Origin of the sequence: Allobosea caraganae (genome assembly GCF_003351345.1) — a bacterium.
GTDB lineage: Bacteria > Pseudomonadota > Alphaproteobacteria > Rhizobiales > Beijerinckiaceae > Allobosea > Allobosea caraganae.
The window spans coordinates 55499-76525 of the sequence record NZ_QQTO01000027.1 but is presented as its reverse complement, the minus strand read 5'-3'; the positions used below and the strand labels follow the sequence as shown (position 1 = coordinate 76525).

Below are 21027 nucleotides of genomic sequence, written 5' to 3'. Positions count from 1 at the left end.
ATTTACGCCTTGTGATTTCTTAGCCAGTCAACGTAGTCGTGTGCCGCGGCGTCGAGATCATAAGCAGGGCGGAACCCGGTCTCCTCGCACAGCCTCGAAGGATCCATGTAACCGAGCGGCGCGTTGATAGCGGGACGCTGCACCACGTTCAAAGGTATGTCGGGAACCCCTGCGGCGCGGCAAATCGCGGTAACCAGGTCCGCGTACCGCGTCATCCGTCCGGAGCCCACGTTATATACTTCGTGACGCAACGTCGGCTGGGTTAAAAGCGCTGCAAGTGCTTTTGCACAATCCCGAACATACAGAAGATCATAGTGATCATCGGGATGTGCATCACGCGGATCCGGGGTGCTGGCCGATACGTCCACGTCGTAGCGACCCAACGCCAGTCTCGCTAAGCGAGACGGCGCGTTGAGCATTGATTGGTAGAGTGGTCCCCAGGTAACACCGAGTCTGGCACGAATAACCTTTACCGCTTTGGAATGCGTCAAGAAGGCCGCCACGACCTCGTCAAGCCGCTTGTCGGCTTCGAGCGGATTCGTCGCAGCCAAGGGCACCAGCGCCGTTTCATTGAATGGTCCGGTGTTGGGATCGATACCACGGTAGACGACAAGCGAACTGGCGATAGTTACGTGGGGTACTCGCGCCTGCAGCGCAGCGCTCATAAGTCCGATAGTCGCGTTAAACGACAGTGCCATTTCTTCGATCGGCGCTAAGCCAAAGCGCGCCGGTACCGCGAGATGAAGGATGTTGTCGGGACGCGCCTCGCGCAACGCCGCACATGTTGCATCGACATCGTTTAGATTGAGGTCGACTATGCTCAATCGATCGACATCCCTCGATAGAAAATCGGGCCTATCCCATTCGCCGAACCGTGTGACCGTTACATCGCATCCAATGTCCAGAAGCGCACGTGCCGTATGCGAACCGATGAAGCCGGTTCCTCCAGTGATAAATATCTTCACCGCTAACCTCCCGAGTTCACCTGTGGTCGCCTGATGGGTTAGCCCGCATCTTGATGAAGATCGCTAGCGCGCCAGCAACTCCAGGGAGGCACGCGACCGCAAAGAATTCCTTCAAAGAAGGGGTCCGTGCGGAGAGGTACGCACCGAATAGTGCTCCGCCAATGCCTCCAGTTCTTCCGATCCCCTGCATCCAAGCAATGCCGGTAGCCCGTCCTTCCGTAGGATAAAATCGGGCTGCTAGCGGCACGAGCGCCGTTTGCCCAGCGTTCATGGCTGCGCCGGCGAGGAGGATGACGATGGTGAGCAATGCAGGCGATTGAGTCTGCTGACCAATGAGGAATACGAGGATTGCCGTCAACGCGTAGGCGATCACCGTGACAAGATGGTGCTCAACTCGTTCCATGATCCAACCGACGATAAGAATACCCACCACACCGCCGAATGGGAACATGGCAGAAATCGCTGCCGAGCTTTCCAGCGAGAAGCCGGCCCCCATAAGCAACACTGGCATCCAGCTCGTGAACAGATAGAAAATCACCAGACCCATGAAGTAGGCGATCCACAATGCGATTGACCCAATGATGTATCGCCGCGACAGCACGACGCCGATCGCTTTGGGTCGCCCCGCTGCTTCTGGAGGGGGGACCGCGATCTCGACATCACTGTGGGCACCTGAGATGCGCCGGACCACGCTTCGGATGGCCTGCTGTGATTTGCGTGCGGAGACCAAATGGTGGAGAGATTCAGGAAGAGAAAAAATCCCTATCGCCAGCACCAATAGTGGAAGGATCCCGCCAACGACGAAGAGCCCACGCCATCCAATCAACGTGATCAGCCATGCCGCCAATAGGCCGCCCAGCGATGCACCGAGAGGAAACGCGCATAGGACGGCGGTCGTAATCAAAACTCTGTTCTTCTTTGGCGCATACTCTGTAATGAGGGTAACGAGATTGGGCATCGCGGCGCCGAGCCCCAGCCCGGTGACAAAGCGCAGAACGGTCAATACGTCCAAATTTGGCGAGTAGGAAGATGCGAGGCAGCCCAACGCGATGAGTCCGTTGGCACACATCACTACGGGTTTTCTTCCTATGCGATCAGCGATTGGACCAGAAACAATGGCGCCAATGGCAAGGCCGAAGAGGGCCGCACTGAGCACGGGCGCCAACTCCGGCCGAGTGATATTCCACTCAACTAGCAAGGCAGGAGCCATATAGCCGATGATGGCTGAATCAAACCCGTCGATGGCCAGCGCCATGAAGCACAGGCCCAACACCACGAAATGGAATCGTGTTGCAGGAACACGGTCCAAGTACGCTTCAACCGTTAGCGTTTGATGCGATTGCAATTTCGTCTCCTCCGGTACTTTTGATGTCCTCATGGACATTCTATTATTCAATATTATTGAATGTATATGCTCATTGTTGAATTATTGGATTGGCTTCGATCTCCTGTCAAGCGCAAGGCCGTCCTGCGTCACGATTGTGCGCTTGGCCCGTGGGCGGGCGCGGCGGAAAGCGATTTACAGGACGGAGTGCTCTATCGGATGCGGCATCCTGCGGGGATGCGACGTGACAATCGAACATCAGCAGGGCCGCTCAGGCTCGAAAGCACGGCGCGAACTTTTGGCATCGAAGTCGATCACGCGTTGATCCTCTCAGATCGGACCGATCTCTGAAAGCCAGACGGCGCGGCGGTTATTCGACCGGACCTTCGCCGGACTCGCCGGCGAAGGACCCAAGCCTGAGCGCATCATGATCGACGCGACGCATCTGAAAGCGCATCGCACAGCAGCGAGCCTGCTCAAAAAGGGCCTCTTCCCCGTCGTATCGGGCGCACGAAAGGTGGACTGAACTCCAAGCTCCACGCCGTCTGCGATGGTGAAGGGCGCCCGATCGTCATGCTGCTATCGGAGGGCCAGATGAGCGAACACAAGGGCGCAAGCCTCGTGTTCGACGCCCTGCCGCCAGCCAAGGCCCTGATCGCCGACAGAGGCTACGACAGCACCCCGTTCCGCCAGGCGCTCGCAGCAAAAGGCATCGAACCCTGCATTCCATCGAGCAGAAGCCGGAAAATCCCTTATCCCTACGACAAGGCGCTCTATCGCCAGCGCCACAAGGTCGAGAACCTCTTCGCCAAGCTCAAGGACTGGCGGCGCATCGCCACACGCGACGACCGATGCGCCCACACATTCTTCTCGGCCATCTGTATCGCAGCAGCCGTCATCTTCTGGCTCTGATCAATGAGTCCTGAGCCTACTCATCTGGAACTGAAGTAAGCATCATTATGCTGGGCTCTGGTGATGAGGAGCGCGGTATGGCGAACGCGGGCGGGCGGCCTACGGCACCTTTGGTGCTGGAGCTGGAAGAGCGGGAATACCTGGAACGGCAGATCCGCCGGCGGCGAGTGGCGCGGTCAATGTCGGAGCGTTGCCGGATCATCCTTCGTTGCGCCGACGGCATCCAGAGCAAGGTCGTCGCGATCGAGTTGGGCGTGCACGAACACACGGTCGGCAAGTGGCGCCGGCGCTTCCTCAAGGATCGTGTGGAAGGACTGCTGGACGAGGCTCGTCCGGGCAGGCCGAGAACGATCGAGGATAACCAGGTCGCCGCGGTGATCGAGCGCACGCTTCGCTCCAAGCCGGCCGACGCTACCCACTGGTCGATCCGCTCGATGGCGGGCGAGACCGGTTTCTCCCATACTACGATCCGCCGCATATGGACCGCTTTCGGGTTGCAGCCGCACCGCTCTGAGACGTTCAAGCTGTCGAGTGATCCCCTGTTCGTCGACAAGGTCCGCGACATCGTCGGGCTCTACCTGTCGCCGCCCAATCGGGCATTGGTGCTCAGCGTCGACGAGAAGAGCCAGATCCAGGCGCTCGACCGGGAACAGCCGGTCCTGCCTATGATGCCCGGCGTGCCCGAACGTCGAACTCCTGGCTACGTCCGCCATGGCACGACCTCCCTTTTCGCAGCGCTCGACATCGCCTCCGGCTTCGTGATCGGCAAATGCCACAAGCGGCACCGCGCCGCCGAGTTTCTCGACTTCCTCAAGCAGATCGACGCGCAAGTGCCGACCGACCTCGATATCCACATCATCATGGACAATTACGCGACCCACAAAACGGCGCTCGTCCGGGCATGGCTGGCTCGCCGGCCGCGCTACCATGTCCATTTTACCCCGACCTCGGCATCGTGGATCAACCAGATCGAACGCTGGTTTGCCGAACTCACCCGCAAGCAGTTGCGGCGCGGCGTCCACACCTCAACCGGCCAGCTTGAACGCGATATCCGCACCTTCATCGAGCGGCACAATGAAAAGCCAAAACCCTACCGATGGACCAAGTCCGCCGACGAGATCCTCGCCTCCGTCAAGCGCTTCTGCCAGACCGCAGAACGCACGTTATGTGGCGAACTTTAGATTCAGATGACTAGCTCGCTGAAACAAGAATCCTCGCCAGTTCATTCGGCGCGTCAATCATGATGTCGTGGCCACACTCGACCTCGAACACCTTCCAACCCTCGCGCTTCTTCGCGAGCTCGTACTGCTTGGCGATCTGAGGATTTCCCCAGTTCGCAGCGTAGATATAGGTATGATTTGCTATGCGGTCGGCATTGTTCCCGATCCGGATCTTCTCGCGGAGTGTCGCGTAGGGATGCGCCGTGAGACGCCGGTTTACCATGGCTTGATCTGCCTTGTTTACCTTGAAATACCAGGCTGGGGGCGGCGGCGTCAGTTTATAGCCACGACCAAACAGCCAGACCGCGATCAGGATCGGCAGCAGCCGCCAACCGGGAAAGATATAGTCGTTCATGCATTTGCCGTTCTCAGGCACGACGGCGTCGAGGAATACGAGATTTCTGATGCGGTCCGGGATTCGGTCTGCAACGCCGCCTATGACCATGCCGCCATAGGAATGACCACACAGGACCACGTCGCCAAGGTTTTCCCGTTCGAACAGCTCGACGATTTCGTCAACATGGGTGGCCAGGTTGATCCGGCGAGCATCCATAGAAGCGCGCTCTGCCAACCCAGCAAGCGTCGGCGTGAACACCTGATGCCCCTGTGATCGCAGGATCGCAGCGACCCGGTCGTAGCACCAGCCGCCGTGGCTCGCACCGTGGATGAGAACGAAAGTTTTGGCGGGTTGGGGCAGAGTGGTCACGCATACCTCCTGAAGGCGCTCGCCACCTACTGCTGATCATTTGATCAGTCAACACTGATCATGCGATCAGCGTGATGGATCGACCGGAGACCCGCCAATGCCGGAACTGCACCCCACCTTTCCGCAAGGCGACGCCCGCAACGCCATCGTCGAAGCCGCGCTCGCCGTGTTCGCGGCCAAGGGGTTTCATGGCGCCGGAACCCGTCAGATCGCCCAGGCGGCGGGTGTCTCCCAGCCGCTGCTCAATCACCACTTCGGGGGCAAGGAAGCGTTGTGGCGGGTAATTGGGGAACAGATCACCGCCGATTTCATGGCCTTTATGGCCGGCGCCGTGGACTTGGCCCTACCGCCGGGTGACGGCGTCACGGCGATGCTTAGAGCCTACTTGGCGTTCTGGAAGGCCCGGCCCTTATCGTTCCGGTTCAACCTCTGGCGACGGTTGGACGGCCTGCAGGATGAACGCGCGTCCCGCTCCGAAGAAATGACGCGGCCAGTCGTCGCCTTCATGCAACGCGCCCAAGACGCTGGCTTTATCCGCAATGACTTGCCGCCCGGCCTCGCCGCGATTATGGGCGGTGCGCTGGTACAGTTCTGGCTCGACAGCCAGCTTGAGATTCGCGCGGCCTTGGCGGTCACCGGCGATGAAGGGCTCGCAGACGAGGACGCCATCGGCCACATTGTTCGCCTGCTCCGCGCCCCAAGCTGACGAGCCGAGTGCGCAAGACGAGCCGCCTGAGAGCGGACCTTCCAAACGTCCGACATGGGTCGCCAGCAGACCTCGAAGGCGCGCCCTGTGAGTGTCTGGTTCGCAGAGTCTGCTTATGGCGCAACGCGGCACTGGCGCTACAGCAAAAGCCGGTGGTTCCGCCCTGAGCATGTCAAGGGCACTATTGTCCGTGACGTCATGGCCGCATGTTTGCCTTGGCCACGTCCGTTGAACGCGCAAAGTTGGCCCATAGCTGACGTTAGGAAGGTCGGCTTGCTGGCTGTTCGGTTACCCGGCAACCGTCAACGTTGGAATGAAGCCGCCTTCAGTGCGGTTCTGATCATAGATGCGCAGCGGCAGGTCAGCCTTCGGCATCAGTACTCGTCCCACCTCGACCGCGGCCGAATTCGGCAATGCCGGAAAGACGTTGATCGTGGCCTTCTCGCCGTGGACGGCCTTGATACGGTCCAGCAGCCGTCGGAGATGGCGCTTGAATTCAACCAAGTCTTCGGGCCGCCGCATAATGTCGTTGTGCGGATTTTCCGCGGTCAACGACCAGATTGCGACATTGTCTCCAAGCACCGCCCGTATCCTATCGTCCGAGACGGTTGCGCTGAGCGCCAGCTTCAGCGCGACCGCAGCCTCCGGTGGGCCGGAATACTCACCGACTTGGAACGTGATAGCTGGCTGCTCAGCTTGCCAACGCCACGTCGCCGGCTCGCGATATCTCTGGTGGACCGTGACCGGAACGATGTCACCCAAAAGATGTCCAAGCTCGATCAGAAGGGGCTGCGGCGCGAGAGCAAAAACGCTGAGCTGTCTTATTTCCTTCTGCTCAATCCGCTCTTTCACCTTGCGTGCGAAAACGCGCCGCAGGTTGTCCTGCTGGACAGTCCAATAACTCGCTTCGTGATCGGCATAGTCACATCCTACCAGCTCGATGTCGATCGTGCGCCCCTCTGCGGGATGCCGGTCCGGCGGCATCGCCATGAAGATCGACCGGGTCGAAACGAGGGCGTCCCTCTGTCCGATGTCTGCTGCGAACCGCAGCACGTGAGCGGCGCGCTCCTGCGCCATGCCCGTCACGATGGCGATCCGGTCTTCGTGCTCCGCCTTCATCTCAAGGAGGACATTCTCCGGATGATCTGCGAGATAATCGACGTCCACGCCCTTATGATGCTTCGCGCAAAGCAGCATGAGATTGCTCAGGTCCTTGGCGAGCAGCGGTGAGCGAATCACGTCGCCGCGCGGGCCGTCAGCGCTGTCGGCGACGATGTGGGCAATAAAGCCGAACTTCCCATCCTCGCGGCCGGCGATCAGGTCGCCTATGAGATCCTCATTGCAGCCACGGTACTCGCAGCGCCCGGCGGCTTTCGCCCAAAGGGCGACCTGAATTTTGTTTGGGATTTGTGTTTTTGCCATGGTGAAGTTCCGATCGAGTTCAGTATAATGTTCACGTTTCATCCTCAATGCTCAACCGCGCAGTTCGACAATCCACATGCGGCGCCTGGGCTTCACTTGGGAGGCCGATGGTGGACAAGCAGACGCGTACCCGCGAGAGCGAGGAATTCCTCGAGGACCTTGCCGAAGAACTGAGCGTGCCATCCAGCCGGTACGAGCAGGCCGAGCGGAGCTACAAATCGTTGGGGGACTGGCTGCACCGCGACACATCGACCGTCCGGCAGTACGGCCCGAAGGTCTACGTGCAGGGGTCATTCCGTCTCGGCACGACCATCCGGCCCTCAAACGACGCGGAGGAGTATGACGTCGATTCGGTTTGCGAGTTTCAGAAGCTCGGCAAGACCTCGCTGACGCAGCAGCAGCTCAAGACCCTGCTCGGCGTGGAGATCGAGGCCTATCGCAAGGCGCAGAGCATGAACAAGCCGCTGCGCGAGGGTCGCCGCTGCTGGGTCCTCGACTATGCCGATGGCGCCCAGTTCCACATGGATGTGGTGCCCGCCCTTCCGAATGTCCAAAGCGCCCGCATCCTGCTGGAATCTCGCGGCCTCGACGCTCGCTGGACCACGACCGCGATCGCCATCACCGATAAGGACGGTGCGACCTACACCGCCGTCACGGACGACTGGCCACGCTCAAATCCCAAGGGTTATTGTGAGTGGTTCAAGAGCCGGATGGCAGCCGCTCTCGAACGCCGCAAACGCATGCTTGCCGAAAGCGTGAAGGCAAGCGTCGAGGATATCCCGGACTACAAAGTCCGCACCCCCCTTCAGGCCGCGGTCATGATCCTCAAGCGGCACAGGGACCACACCTTTGAGGGTCGCAAAGAAGACCGGCCGATCTCCGTCATCATCACCACGCTCGCCGCGCATTCCTACAATGGCGAAGAGACGATCGGCGAAGCGCTGGCGGTCATTCTCGCAGGCATGGACAAGCACATCCTGTGGCACGACAACCGGTACTGGATCCCGAACCCGACCGATCCACTCGAAAACTTCGCCGACAAATGGGCGGAACATCCTGAGCGGGCGACCGCCTTTGCCGAGTGGCTGCAGAAGGCCAGGACGGAATTCGCCGAGGCAGCCCGTTCGAGCGACAGGACGGTGATCACCGAGACGGTCGGTCGCGGCGTCGGCGGTCCGCTTGCCGATCGCGCGGCACGCCGCCGCCAGCCGCCGACGCGATCCCCGCTGCTGAAAACCGCATCGGTGGCGCCGGCCAGCGCAGGTCTCTCCTTTCCGGACAGAAGCCGAGTTCCGACCAAGCCCCAGGGGTTCGGCGGCGCGGAATGATCTGGTGGCTCGAAACCCCGGCAAGGGCGCGAGCCGAGCGCCAGAGCGTCGCTGATCTCGCCGAGCGCGTGAACTGGCTTAGAGGCGTGCGCTGGTATCTTTCGGAGGGTGCCGCGTTCGCCGTCGACTTCGAGATCGAACACAACGGTGACAGCATTCCGCTCACGATGACTTATGCGGAATTCCACCCCAATGCCCCGCCCATCGTCGTTCCCCGAGACGGCAGCCGCCTCTCGATCCACCAGTACGGCGCCGGCGGAAATCTTTGCCTCGAATATCGCGCCGACAATTGGGAGACGACGATCACCGGGGCGATGATGATCGAAAGCGCCCGTCGGCTGATCGCCGGCGAGCGCGATGTCGACGGTCCCGAACTGCCATCTGCGCACGCTGTTTCGCTCGGCCAAAGCGTCCGCGGCTCATACTTCCGCTTCCTGCTGACGCTACCGATCGAAGAGCGCGTGAAGGCGATCGAAGCCGGTCAGTCGATCGAGATCGGCATCGCCGAAAAGCATCACGCGGAAACCTTCACCGTGACGATCGCCGAGATCGATGGCGTCGCAGATGCGCGCGCCTGGCCAGCGGGCATCCGTGAGACGACGAAACGCGGCCATGCCATTCGACTGCCGCAGGCGGCCGCCATGCCGGCCGCGACACAGGTGAGCATCGCAGAGCTGCTCGGTGGTCTCGGATTGGAAACGCTCCGCGAGCAGGCGCTCGCCGATAGCGGCGAGATGGACCTGGTGCTGGCGTCCGACACCGAGATCGCACATTTCTACGCCTATGACGGCAGCCAAAAGCGCTACTTCGGTCGCTCTCGGATTCTGAAGGTCGCCGCCGGCAGCCGGCTCCCGGAAGATTATGCCGTCCTTTCCGAAAAGAGCGTCGGCATCGTGGGGTGCGGCTCGCTTGGCTCCAAACTCGCCGCGATGCTGGCGCGCGCAGGGGTGCGCAAGTTTACGCTCGTTGATGACGACGTCATGTTCGCCGCAAACCTCGTGCGAAACGAGCTCGGCGCCGGGGCCGCCGGCGTTCACAAGGTCGACGCAGTCCGCAGCCGCCTCATCGAGATTGCAGGAACAATCGACGTTACAGTGCGACGCGTCGCGCTGGGCGGCCAGGAAAGCGCCGATTCGATTGACTCGGTGATGTCGGCGTTGCGCGCCTGTGACGTCATCATCGACGCGACCGCCGATGCCCATTGCTTCAACTTCTGCGCCGCGGTCGCGAAGGAAAGCCTGAAACCGTTCGTCTGGGGCGAGGTCTTTGCCGGTGGCATCGGCGGCCTCGTGGCGCGCGTTCGGTCAGGCCATGAGCCGGAACCGCAGGCGGCTCGCAATCAGATCAACGCCTGGTGCAACGGCCACGGCGTACCCGCCCCGCTCGCCAGCTTCTCGGCCCCATACGCGGCGCCGACGGCGACCGGCGGCCCACTTGTGGCCGACGATGCGGAAGTGGCCATCATCGCAGGCCATTTGGCACGCTTAGCGACCGACGTGCTCACGCGTCCAGAGGACAGCGCTTTTCCCGCGCCGGCCTATGCGATCGGCCTACGCGCAGCCTGGATTTTCTCCCAGCCGTTCGAGACGTGGCCGATCGAACTGGCCGGCTCGGATCCCTGGAAGGTCGAACAGGACCCCGCCTCTGTCGCAGAGAGCCTTGCCCTGCTGCGCGAACTCATGCCTACGGCGTTCGATGGTCACGATCAGTCTTCCAAGTAACCAGCGGGCTCGGCTTCGCAAATGTCTGAGACGTGCCGGCCGGCGCGAGATCGGCGGCATCCTCATGGGTGAGCAAGTCGCACCGGATCATTTTCGAATCGTCGACTTCTCCGTCGACGACAAGACCGGAACGGCTGCTCATTTCGTCCGCAGCCCTGAACATCATGCGGAAGCTCTCGAAGGCTTCTTTTGCAGGACCGGCTCCGATTTCAAACGCTTCAACTATCTCGGCGAGTGGCACTCCCATCCCAGCTTTCCGGTTCGGCCGAGCCAAGAGGACATCTCGTCGATGCAGAGCCTCGTCAACGGCGAGCGGGACATCGATTTTTCAGCGCTCATGATCGTCAGGTTGCGGTGCTTTTTCCTCGTCGAGGCCGCTGCCTACATGTTCGTCCGACGCGCCGCGCCCGGCCAGGTCTCGCTCACGAGCTGATCTATCTCCCGAACAGTGCTCGCCGACCAGTCTAGATGTGCCCTCTTAGCGCCATCTCGTTGGCGGCATTGAGCAACCAACTCCGCAGATATTCTACCCGCAGCACGACGATGCCAGTGTCGCCCGACCGCCATCGGCAGACGACGCCGGTGACTCGTGCCTCTTCCGGCGTCCACGGCCTGCCGGCCAGCAGGCATTCGACATACCGCGTATTCCAGACGGTGGATCCGCTGAACCCTGGCGGAAGCGGAAGATGGCCGACGCCGTCAAGCATCTCTGCTTTTTCCGGCGTGTGATGCAGCGCGAAGAAGAACCGCTCATCCAGCCCTGCCGGCGCCTCTTCCATGGCCTGCGTGGCGTATGACGTCGACCCGCTCAGCAGGTGCTCGAAATGAAAATGCGAGTTCTCCTGCGCATATCCACGGAAGAACAGGATCTCCCGGGCCGCGGGGACGTGCGCCCAAGTGATCAAACGCTCCGGGATCGCGGCCGCGGTGCTCGTCATCTCCCACACTGGCTCCGGGAGAGGACAGATCGCGCAATCGATCGGAAACGGGGCCGATAGAAAACCGCGGTCCATTCGAAAAACGGAGTCGGTGCCAGCTAGTCCATAGGCCAGGTTCGGACGCTCAGACCCAGTCTTTTCGTCGAGCAGGACATGCTCGTTGGTGAGGATGAAGCGGCGCCCCAGCAGCTCGAGGACAGAGCCGGTGCCAGAAAGACGGGGAAGATCATCGGGGGCTTCGTAGGACATGGCAGACCCGAAGGGCGCCGTAAGACCCTTCATGGCAGTGACAGCCTTGCGGCAATGGTCCTTCCACTCGTCCTCGGTCATCGCAGCTCCGTCACGTATCCTAATCCTCCGGGGCAAAATCGCCCATTCGATCCTGGATGCGGAAAATCCGGAGGCCAAGCTTGCTCGTGGTGAAATCCCATTCCGAGAGAGGCCTGAACCTGAGGCTGCACCTCTCCAATCGGCTGTGTCTCCTGATCACCTAACCGGTCGCCATTTGCCGGTGGTCAGCCCGCCGCGTTCGGCATGGGCCAGCTCTGTCCAGAAGTCGCGAGAGCCGAACGTGATGTGCTTCAGCGGCCGGAAAGCGTCCCAGACGGTGTTGGCTCGGTCGAGAACATAAAGAAGCTGGCCGAGGTCCAACCAAAACACGTCGATGAGATAAGGGAAAAGCTGAACAAGCCCTTCCTCCTTCGGTGCTACGCTGGCAATGTCATCCAAGATTTTTGCAGAACGCCTATTGAAGTCGGCGATGATCCGTTCATTCTCTTTGTCCGGCACCACCACCGTCAGCTTCGCGCCAACCAGTGAGCGAACGACGGCATTCGACAGCGCCTTATCACTTGCGGGTCCATAGCTCAGCGGCGATACGGCGACCTTCACCGGCTGGAAATCGTCGACAAGCTCGGCCGGCTTGGTCAGCGGTGTGTCGCCAGCCCTCAGATTGATCTCGTGGCGCACGAGCTGGGAGAGCATTCGAAGGAAGCTATCAGTGTAGTCGCGAAAGAAGGCGAACATGTCGCCCGAGCGCGACTGCCGTGTCAGCATCTTTCCCTTGGTCTCGATCAGAGTGATGCGGTCCCCATCCCGTGTCGCTGCATCGAACTCGAACCGCTGGCCCCTAACTTCGTATGGATGGCTGCTAAGCACTGTGGGTGCCTTGCCCTGGCACGCAGTCGCTACCGCCCTCTCCATGGTCAGCCCGACCACGTCGCCGGCGCGGGGGCCCAGCTTCGACCAGAGAAGGCCGAACACAAACTCGCATGCAGCTTCAGCCAGGAATGAGCGGGGCAGTGTGATGGCCTGGTCGCGTCCGCACGCGAAAAGCAGCACGCTATCTTGAGTGCGGCCTTGAGCAGCGAGCGGATCGCTGTAGCCGCTGTTCACTCGCTCAGCGGCGCCTTGGGTCAGCCGTGTCAACAGAGGAAGTGCCTGTTCGGCATTGACGCGGGGAAATGTAGTGGCACGATCTTCTGTCGACGTCTCGGAGAGCTTCGCGATCTCGCTCACCAGGGCGGACGGCGCGAAACCCAGGCGATGAGCATCGTCCTCGGTCAGAACCCCGACTAGCGCATCCAGCACCTGACGCATGGCCTGCGTCGGCATTTGCGGCAGGGTGAAGAACTCCCGCCACAACGTCGACGAAGCCAGCGTGCGGTGAAGCTGGCTCGGATGAAGGTCCATATCCTCGAATGAGCTGTATCGCTGGCAATCGTGGACGGCAGCGAAATCAGTGGCCAGCGCGATGAGCGAAGCCCAGGCAACCGCGGGCTTTCGGGCGGTCGCTTTCTTGTCTAGGTTCCGTAGAGCCAGCGACATCAGCCAGCCGACCGGGATCATCGGATGCTTGGCAGCGTACAGGCCGAGTCCGACCTCTCCAAACAGCCACATCCCGTCGTGTAGATTATTTGCATCGCGCATTGCGCGAAGAAGTTGGTTCACGGTCTCCAGACCGCCCAGGAGACGAATGTACCCTTCGACGCTGCTGACGATCTGCTGTCGAGCGCTGCCCTCAATTCGCGGCCCATAGGCGGCGATATCAAACCTAAAACCGCGTTTCCGCAGGCGTAGACAGGCCGCACCAACAATTTCTTCGCGATCTCGAAATGATGCTGAGTCCAGAGCAGCTGGGTCGCTGAGTGCTGGCTCCTTCACTGCCCAGGCAATCGCTTGTGCCCAAGCATCCAGATCAGACAGCGGCGTAAATCGCTGTTCGACATGCTCATTGACTATTAGCCGCGCCGCGGCTGCTGCCAGCCGAGGCGCATCTCCAAGAACGGCTGCAATTTGCAGGGAGCTCACAAGGCGACCAAGCTCGGTTGGAAACAAGCCTTTCTCGTTCAGCAAAACTATGCCGGGTGGCCGAGGCTCGACGCCCGGCATAGCCCTGGCCTCGAAAGCGCGCAGGAACCGAGTCAGGTCTTCATCATCGAGCAACTGGAGCGCCTATCATCCTGAGGACAACCCAGAGATGGAGGCTCTGAATTCCCTCGGTTGTCCCATGGCCACGTCAGCTCTGGAAGGGCCTCCCATCCAGAGCAGCGGAGCACTGGATGAAAGTTATCACGGAGCGCTCGACGTCCATCGCGGCGACCACACGTGCTCCATCGCGTGGTTGCAAGCTGCGATTGAGCGTGATCCAGCAAAGTGTGTGTCCGCTTTCGGTCACGGTGCCAATGTCCGGAGTTGGCGCAACGCGGAACCGGCTCTACAGAAAAAACCGGTGGTTCTGCCCTAAACATGTCAAGGGCACTATTGTCCGGAACGTTGTGGCCGCATGTGGGACTCGGCCGCGTCCGTTGAACGGGCAAGGATGGCCCGAAGCCGACGTTCGGAACGTCCGCTTCCGGGCACTCTGCTTTGAACCAGCGCGTGCGACCCACTGCTGACATCACGACGTCGCGGCACCGGCACTGGGACAAGGATTGAAGTGCCTGCCAAATAACACCGACTCCAGCTGTCAGTGGTCTCGATCACAAACTCCATTCGGCCAATATGAAGCTGCAGCGGTCGTTGACGAACTACATCGGCATGCCCCGGTCAGCCCGCCGAGTTCCTCCGACACGCCCTCGCGAAGCAGGCAGAGGAATTCCAGTAGCCGCATGGCACCGGACGGCATGTCCACGGTCACTCGAAGGCCATAGCGGCTCTCCTCCAGCCATCCGGTATCTATGAGGCGGGCGTAGATGTGTCGCGCACGCGCCATCGCGTCGGTCGTTGCCGCCTCGTCGACGGCTTCAAGCCAGCGCCTCCTGAGGCGGCGTCCGCGCCTGCCCAAGACCTGGTCATGCGACACCGGAGTTTCGTCCTCGCGCCATAGTTCCGGGCAAGCCGCCAACCCGTCATAGATCAAGCCACGACTTCGGATTGCGTGGGAAAGAGCAGATCCGCCCTAAACCAGGTCGAGTAGACCTTGACGAGGACCTCTTCGTAGAGGCGTCGATTGGTACCCGAGAATAACGTGAAGATGTCCGAGTTCAGAACGCCGAACAATGCGGTCCCCCACCGATCGTTCGCTCGCATCCTAGGACGACGTCGCCTCGCGCCACAACTATGCCCGGCGACCTTCGACCTTTCCGCCGCATTGCCCGCGGACGATGCGAAAAGCCGTCGACTCATACCCCCCATCCGACGACTGCGGGCCGGGTTAGCCGAAAGAGAAAACTTTCCCCGCGGCACCAATCTCTCTTGACGTTGCGTCGGATCGCCGGCCACCATTCGTGAAATCGATGGTTCAAGCTCGACGCGGATATCCGGACGGGGCCGGATAGACGAAATCCAGCCGAAGCCTTTCTACGCATCCAATGACCTCGACTTCGGCGGGCCAGCGTCGCGCCTACAGAGCGACGATGCTTGCGTGAGCTCGGGATCCGTTGCGGATGAAGAACTTCGCCGCCTTCGAACTGTAACGTTGATCGACTACACCTCAAGTAAGCGTCCTACGGAGAACGCCGGCAAATGGATCGGCTGCGTCGTCTGCGAGAAGCTCGTCGGGAAGTGCAGAGATCCGCTATGGAGCGGTACGAGCAACGTGCGCCTGAGAGGGCACATAACAAAGCTCTTATCGCCGAAGCCGGCCCCGGTGCGGCGGACAGCCCTCAGAGACGCGACGCTTTCGTAAATCGCGTCGAGGGCATGAAGGCCCTTCGCAACATTCGAACCCGCCGCGACCTGCCGTTCGGCATCGAGCGACGGATGGGCGCGACCCTCGACTTCGACGAAATGGCCCCGAATGCAGCCGCAAGGAAAGCGGGGCGTTCCGTCGCCCGGATCGTCGAACAGGGTGGCCCCGGCACGGAAGCGCAGGGGTTCGCTACGGGCTTCCTGGTCGCTCCTGATCTGTTGATCACCAACTGGCACGTTTTCCAGGGGCGCGGCGATGCAAGGGGATGCGCCGCGCACTTCCTTTACGAGCGCTCGGAGCGAGGCGTCGAACGCGGCGTCACCTTCGAACTCGAACCTTCCCGCTTCTTCGTCAGCGACGAGCGGCTGGATTTCGCGATCCTTGCCGTGGCGCCGCGCTCGAACGAAGGAAGCGATCTGGCGTCGATGGGCCAAAACACCTTGGTTGAGGCCATGCCGAAGATCCTCAAAGGGCAGCCGGTCCACATCATCCAACACCCCGAAGGTCGGCCGAAGCAGTACGCGATTTCCCAAAACAGGCTCGTCGACATACTGGAGGAAGGCTTCCTTCAGTACGAGACGGATACGTTGGAGGGCTCATCCGGATCGCCGGCGTTCAGCGATCGCTGGGAGTTAGTGGCGCTGCACCACGCATCGATACCCCAAATGCGCGACGGCCGGGCGCTCGCTCTCGACGGAACGCCGTGGTTCAAGGAGATGGGGGACGATCGGGTTCATTGGATCGCCAACGAGGGGGTCAGGATTAGCGCGATCGTGTCCCATCTCAGGTCGGCCCGGCTTCCGGATCGATCCGAGCAGGACATCCTCGAAGACCTCCTCGCGACGACCGGGGATCCGGTCGCGGAGGCGATGGAGATTATCCAGCCGCAAAGCCTCGAAACGCTAGGGAACGCGATCAAAAGGGGGGGAACCATGGCAGGGATGACCGTGACCTTCACCGGACCGGTGACGATAAACGTGAACGTCGCGGGGACGCCCGCGGCGGACGCCTCGACCAGCTCGACCAGCCGCACGGTTGCGTTCGCCGTGGAGCGGTCCATTCGCTTCGATCCCGATTACGACCTGCGTAAGGGATACAGCCCGAGCTTCCTGGACGAGGAAGGTGAGATCGTCGTTCCGGTCCCGTCGGTGCAACCCGACCGGATCGAGGAGATGCTCAAGGGCGAGGATGGCAAGCCGCTCGTCCTCAAGTACCACCACTTCGAGCTGATGATGAACAAACCCCGGCGACTGCAGATGTGGTCGGCCGCGAACGTCGATTACGATCCCACTCGGAAGACGGATAAGGACCGCGAGGAATGGGGCCGCGATCGCTGGATTCCCGACCCGCGCATCCCCGCCATCTGCCAGGTCTTCGACGCGGACTTCTACAAACCGGCAGGAAACATCGATCGGGGGCACATCGTCCGCCGCGAGGACAACGAGTGGGGCGACGACGAGCGGGAGATCGAATTCGCGAACTCGGATACCTTCCACTGGACGAATTGCACGCCCCAGCACGAGGCGTTCAACCAGTCCACTCCCGGGCGTAACGACAAGACTTACAAGGGAATGGAAGGGGTCTGGGGCGCATTCGAGAACCACATCCAACAGAGCCGACGGGATGGAGATACGAAGGCATGCCTGCTCGCCGGGCCGATCCTGGCTTCCGACGATCCGAGGAAGGATTTCGGTCGAGGGGAGATCCAATACCCGATTCGGTTCTGGAAGGTCGTCTGCGTCGTCGACCGGACGGCGCCGAAGCCGGAATTGAAGGCGTACGGTTTCATCTTGAGCCAACGCGCGGTCGTCGACCGCTTCGGGATCGAGCGGTTCGGGCCTGGTCGGTTCGACAAGTATCAGGTCTCGTTGAGCGAGATCGCCAAGGAGGCGGGCCTTGTGTTCGAAGATGCCCTGCTGCAGGCGGACACCCTCTCGGGCCAACTATCGGTCAGGTTGGCATCACCGCGGGACATTGCCGGCCTCTGACCGGCGGCGGTCCCGTCCTCTGCGAGTGCCGTCGCTGTCTTAACCCATGTCCACCAGACAAGGTTCGGAGGGATTCCGTCCTCTCCAACATCGGTTCGCAAAGGACGTCGGAGCGGCCATGGCCGCTGCCCTCTTCGCTCTCGTCTCGACGACTCCCAGCCCCGCCGAGGACCTGCAGGCTCACCGCGGTTCGCACATGGGGAAAAGCATTTCGCGCGTCTGCCCGACGACAAGCACGGCGAGATCATTTCGCTGCAGGGACCTGCCGCCGACGAGCGCAGATTGTGCTGGCGATCCAAATGCTGACGCGACGCGCTGGCGCTTCTCGTACCAGCAGGCGGTTCGCGCGAGATCGGGCTATGAGACAATGGTTCAGAGGGTAGTGATCGGGACGAACCGGAAGTCTGATACATAGGTCTTCCCAAGGGCGTTGTGCAGCCCGGCAGTTACTGTCCTAAAGGCATGGTAACAAGGGGCGCTCCCATTCAACGCCGACTAAGTAAACTCTGGACGAAACTTCCGCTTTTGGTTGGCCGCAACTCGTGCGAGCATTGCGGCCGGTCCGTCCTAGGGGGGCGCAGATGGCCGGCGACAGCAGAAAAGGCACGTCGAAGAGGACGAGGCCCAAAGAACTAGCTGATGACGCGAGTTCAAGAGGTGCCGCCCAGGCGGCACGAGAAGATGCGCTATCGCATCGATTGACTGAGAAGTTCGTCGAACGAGCGCTCGTGACCGACACGGATGCCGGCATTCTCGAAGATAAGTTCGGAGCGCGCGCCTATGCCGAACTAAAGCAACTGGCACGCGAGGCGGATGCCCGCTCGACCCGCGGCGGCACACGTGTTCTGATTCTTCCCGGCATCATGGGATCGACGCTCGGTACCGTTAACGACGAGATTTGGCTCGACCTGCTCGACGTCATGGTCGGACAGCTTTCCAAGCTGCGACTTCCCCCGGAAGCCGGCGTTCAGGTCGGGGCGTTGGGCGTTATGCTGTCGACTTACCTCAAGCTGAAGTATCGCCTCCGCATCGGAGGCTTCGACGCGGATTTTTGGCCCTATGACTGGCGCCACAGCGTTGCCGAGACCGGCGAAATGCTGGCTAAGTCGCTCGATACGGAGGGCAAAGAGGTCCACCTCGTAGCCCACAGCATGGGAGGCCTCGTCGCACGCGCCTGCTTGAAAACTCCACCCGAGCGGCTTGGCAGGATCATCACGCTCGGCACGCCACACCACGGATCGTTCTCGCCACTCCAAGCTTTCCGTGGTGCGCATTCGGTCGTGCGAAAGCTTGCATTCATCGATTTTACGCACGATCAAAACGAATTGGCGGAGATCTTCGGGACATTCCAAGGCCTTTCCGAGATGTTCCCGTCGCCGGGCATAATCCCGCTCGATCTCTTCGATCTCGGGAACTGGCCCAGCGGTGGCCCGAGACCCGACGAGAACCTTTTGAAGCGCGCTAAAGCGGTACAGAAGGCGCTACCGACAGGTAAGGCGAGCCCGAAGGGTATCTTTCAGATTATCGGCATAAATCAGCAAACCGTTGTCGAGGCGAACATCATCGGCGCCGAGTTCGCGTACACAATGACCAACGAAGGCGACGGCACCGTGCCGACGGTTTGCGCGACGCTCTCGGATGCCGAGGGTACTTACTACGTCGAGGAGGAGCACGGTTCCCTTCCGAACAACGCCGCGGTGGCGAGGGCGGTTCAGAGCCTCATTGCCACCGGAAGGACGACCGAACTTCCTACCGAGATCACACGTCGGCGCAGCGCTCAAGTCAGGGTCGTCACCGAAAGTGAGCTTGGCGTCGACATCTACGAAGGCAATCGTGGTCGACGGCTTAGCACGCGCGAGGAAAGGCAAGTCATCGAGGAGTTCGCCGCCCCTGCGGACGGAGGTGCGGCAGCGATGACGGCCGGTGGCGCACCGAGTGGCCAGCGGGATGAGATCGCCTTCACCGACCGCTTGGTCATCAGTCGGCAGCGGCACCGGCATCTCGATATCGTCCTCGCGCACGGTAGCCTTACGGAAGCGGACGCGGACGCCTACGTGCTCGGTCTTTTCAAGAACGTATCCCCTGGCGGGGCCGCGCTCACCGTCGACCGATTGCTGAATGGCGGAATTTCCCAAGCGCTTGGGCGCCGGATGTTCAACGGAAATATCGGAGAAGTTTCGGTCCTTCCCAAAGGGCGCAACCCGCTTCGCGCCGACTTCGTCGCATTTGCGGGGTTGGGGCCCATCGACAGCTTCAACGAGAGCACGCTTGAAATCGTTGGCGAGAATCTGATCCGTACTTTCGTCTCCAGCCATGTTTCGGACTTCGCCACGGTATTGATGGGCGGCTCCTCGGGCATGATTGCGAAAGTCGGCCTCCAGCGATTGCTGACTGGATTCGTGCGCGGCCTTCTCGATGCCGATCGTGACCAGATTTTCCATCGCGTCACGATCTGCGAGACTGATCCGAGACGGTATGCTCAGTTGACGCGCGACCTCTACGATCTGACGGGCGGCGAGTTATTCGACGGCATACAACTCACGTTGAGGACTCGCGAATTGCCGGCGTCGGACACGATGCATTCGGCGGTCCGCGATCAGAAGGCCGCCGGCAGGGAACCCGTCTACCTTCTGGTGCGGCAGACGGAGGACGAGAACGATCGACCGGGACTGACCGCGTCCGTCCTCACCAAGGGATCGAAGGCCGCAATACACCGCAGCTGGAAACCGCTGGACGAGGATGCCTTGGCCAAGCACCTCGCTAGGGTCGTCGACGGCGCCCCGCCCGCCGAAAAAATGGCGGCCTTCGGCGAGAAGCTCGCGAGCATGGTCCTGCCCGACCCCATCGTGACAATCCTCGGCCAGTTCCCCGACGAACACGTCGTGGTAGTCCACGATGCCAAGGCCTCGCGGATTCCTTGGGATGCAATCTACGTGAATGGCAAGGCCCCCGCTCTCGCCGGCGGCCTAAGCCATCGATACGAGGCGGACGATCTATCCGTCGCCAAATGGCTAGAGGAAAGGCGAATGCGGCCGACCTTGCGCGTCCTTCTCGTCGTCGATCCCACCGAAGATCTCGAGGGAGCACGCGAGGAGGGCGATCGCGTAGAAGCGCTACTCAAGGAAAAAGGCAGGGTCGAGGTCCACCGTTTGGCTCAGGCAGCCGCTCGCCGCAGCGAGTTATTGCGATGCTTCCGATCGGGCGACTTCGACGTTGTCCATTATGCAGGGCATGCCTTCTTCGACCAGGACGCCCCCTCGCGAAGCGGGATCCTCTGTGCAGGTCGGGAAGTGCTGTCGGGGGCGGAGCTCGCAGGTCTGGGAAGCTTGCCGAGTCTGGTGTTCTTCAATGCTTGCGAAGCCGGGCGCATCCGCCGCACGGAGGCGACGCCCGGCCCGGCGCCCGATTTGATCCGGCGCAACGTAGGTTTTGCGGAGGCGTTCCTGCGCGGCGGAGTTGCCAATTACGTCGGTACCTACTGGCCGGTCGGCGACACCGCAGCGGAGTTATTCGCACCAGCGTTCTACGACGCCGTGCTTCGCGGTGACACACTGGGGGACGCATTGATGGCCTCACGTCGGGGTCTCGCCAAAGCAGGGCAAGGAGATTGGGCCGACTACATCCTTTATGGCGATCCCGAGTTCCGCTTGAAGAAGGGCTCATAG

The 21027-nt window shown here is 61.2% G+C and carries 15 protein-coding genes and 1 pseudogene; 9 read left to right on the top strand and 7 right to left on the bottom strand.

The genetic code is table 11. The features are described from left to right. Positions 1 to 2: 2 nt before the first annotated feature. A complete protein-coding gene (locus DWF00_RS20110) occupies positions 3 to 965 on the bottom strand; it encodes an NAD-dependent epimerase/dehydratase family protein (protein WP_114832105.1) in 963 nt (320 codons plus the stop codon). Positions 966 to 981: 16 nt separating this feature from the next. Next, a complete protein-coding gene (locus DWF00_RS20105; protein ID WP_210207948.1) occupies positions 982 to 2349 on the bottom strand; it encodes an MFS transporter in 1368 nt (455 codons plus the stop codon). 21 nt (positions 2350 to 2370) lie between these two features. On the opposite strand from DWF00_RS20105, the gene DWF00_RS29145 reads away from it, so the two are divergent. From DWF00_RS29145 to DWF00_RS20095, 3 genes and pseudogenes are all read left to right on the top strand, one after another. Next, a complete protein-coding gene (locus DWF00_RS29145; RefSeq protein WP_147283813.1) occupies positions 2371 to 2640 on the top strand; it encodes a hypothetical protein in 270 nt (89 codons plus the stop codon). A gap of 19 nt (positions 2641 to 2659) precedes the next feature. Next, positions 2660 to 3201: pseudogene (locus tag DWF00_RS20100) on the top strand (IS5 family transposase); the annotation flags it as partial. Between the two features lie 77 nt (positions 3202 to 3278). After that, positions 3279 to 4382 carry an IS630 family transposase gene (locus DWF00_RS20095; protein WP_114832132.1) on the top strand — a complete coding sequence of 368 codons (1104 nt, stop codon included), beginning with the start codon at positions 3279 to 3281 and terminating at the stop codon, positions 4380 to 4382. 10 nt (positions 4383 to 4392) lie between these two features. On the opposite strand, the gene DWF00_RS20090 is transcribed toward DWF00_RS20095, so the two are convergent. Next, positions 4393 to 5127: an alpha/beta hydrolase gene (locus tag DWF00_RS20090; protein WP_114832103.1), complete on the bottom strand. Its 735-nt coding sequence runs from the start codon at positions 5125 to 5127 to the stop codon at positions 4393 to 4395. A gap of 97 nt (positions 5128 to 5224) precedes the next feature. Here DWF00_RS20090 and DWF00_RS20085 point away from each other — a divergent pair, with 97 nt between their 5' ends. Next, entirely contained in the window at positions 5225 to 5833 is a 609-nt protein-coding gene (locus tag DWF00_RS20085) for a TetR/AcrR family transcriptional regulator (RefSeq protein WP_114832102.1), read from the top strand. Positions 5834 to 6121: 288 nt separating this feature from the next. Here DWF00_RS20085 and DWF00_RS20080 read toward each other — a convergent pair whose 3' ends face one another. Further along, a complete protein-coding gene (locus DWF00_RS20080) occupies positions 6122 to 7297 on the bottom strand; it encodes an SAVED domain-containing protein (protein ID WP_245974130.1) in 1176 nt (391 codons plus the stop codon). Between the two features lie 68 nt (positions 7298 to 7365). Here DWF00_RS20080 and DWF00_RS20075 point away from each other — a divergent pair, with 68 nt between their 5' ends. From DWF00_RS20075 to DWF00_RS20065, 3 genes are read left to right on the top strand one after another with little or no spacing between them, the layout of a single operon-like run. Next, a complete protein-coding gene (locus tag DWF00_RS20075; protein ID WP_210207947.1) occupies positions 7366 to 8583 on the top strand; it encodes a nucleotidyltransferase domain-containing protein in 1218 nt (405 codons plus the stop codon). Continuing rightward, positions 8580 to 10304, top strand: a complete 1725-nt coding sequence (locus DWF00_RS20070; protein WP_114832100.1) for a ThiF family adenylyltransferase — start codon at positions 8580 to 8582, stop codon at positions 10302 to 10304. The genes DWF00_RS20075 and DWF00_RS20070 overlap by 4 nt, the downstream gene beginning before the upstream one ends. Further along, positions 10279 to 10737 (top strand): M67 family metallopeptidase, encoded by a 459-nt coding sequence (locus tag DWF00_RS20065; protein ID WP_114832099.1) that lies wholly within the window; start codon positions 10279 to 10281, stop codon positions 10735 to 10737. The genes DWF00_RS20070 and DWF00_RS20065 overlap by 26 nt, the downstream gene beginning before the upstream one ends. A 31-nt stretch (positions 10738 to 10768) precedes the next feature. Here DWF00_RS20065 and DWF00_RS20060 read toward each other — a convergent pair whose 3' ends face one another. From DWF00_RS20060 to DWF00_RS30150, 3 genes are all read right to left on the bottom strand, one after another. Beyond that, entirely contained in the window at positions 10769 to 11572 is an 804-nt protein-coding gene (locus DWF00_RS20060; protein WP_114832098.1) for a hypothetical protein, read from the bottom strand. A gap of 156 nt (positions 11573 to 11728) precedes the next feature. After that, positions 11729 to 13687, bottom strand: coding sequence for a hypothetical protein (locus DWF00_RS20055; protein ID WP_147283812.1), 1959 nt, complete (start codon positions 13685 to 13687; stop codon positions 11729 to 11731). Between the two features lie 523 nt (positions 13688 to 14210). Beyond that, complete coding sequence (locus DWF00_RS30150; RefSeq protein ID WP_465247585.1) at positions 14211 to 14603, bottom strand: Wadjet anti-phage system protein JetA family protein; 393 nt, start codon at positions 14601 to 14603, stop codon at positions 14211 to 14213. 659 nt (positions 14604 to 15262) lie between these two features. Here DWF00_RS30150 and DWF00_RS20050 point away from each other — a divergent pair. Together DWF00_RS20050 and DWF00_RS20045 are read left to right on the top strand one after the other, a co-directional pair. Continuing rightward, positions 15263 to 17362 carry a DNA/RNA non-specific endonuclease gene (locus tag DWF00_RS20050; protein WP_181832856.1) on the top strand — a complete coding sequence of 700 codons (2100 nt, stop codon included), beginning with the start codon at positions 15263 to 15265 and terminating at the stop codon, positions 17360 to 17362. Between the two features lie 581 nt (positions 17363 to 17943). Then, positions 17944 to 21027: a CHAT domain-containing protein gene (locus DWF00_RS20045; RefSeq protein ID WP_114832095.1), complete on the top strand. Its 3084-nt coding sequence runs from the start codon at positions 17944 to 17946 to the stop codon at positions 21025 to 21027.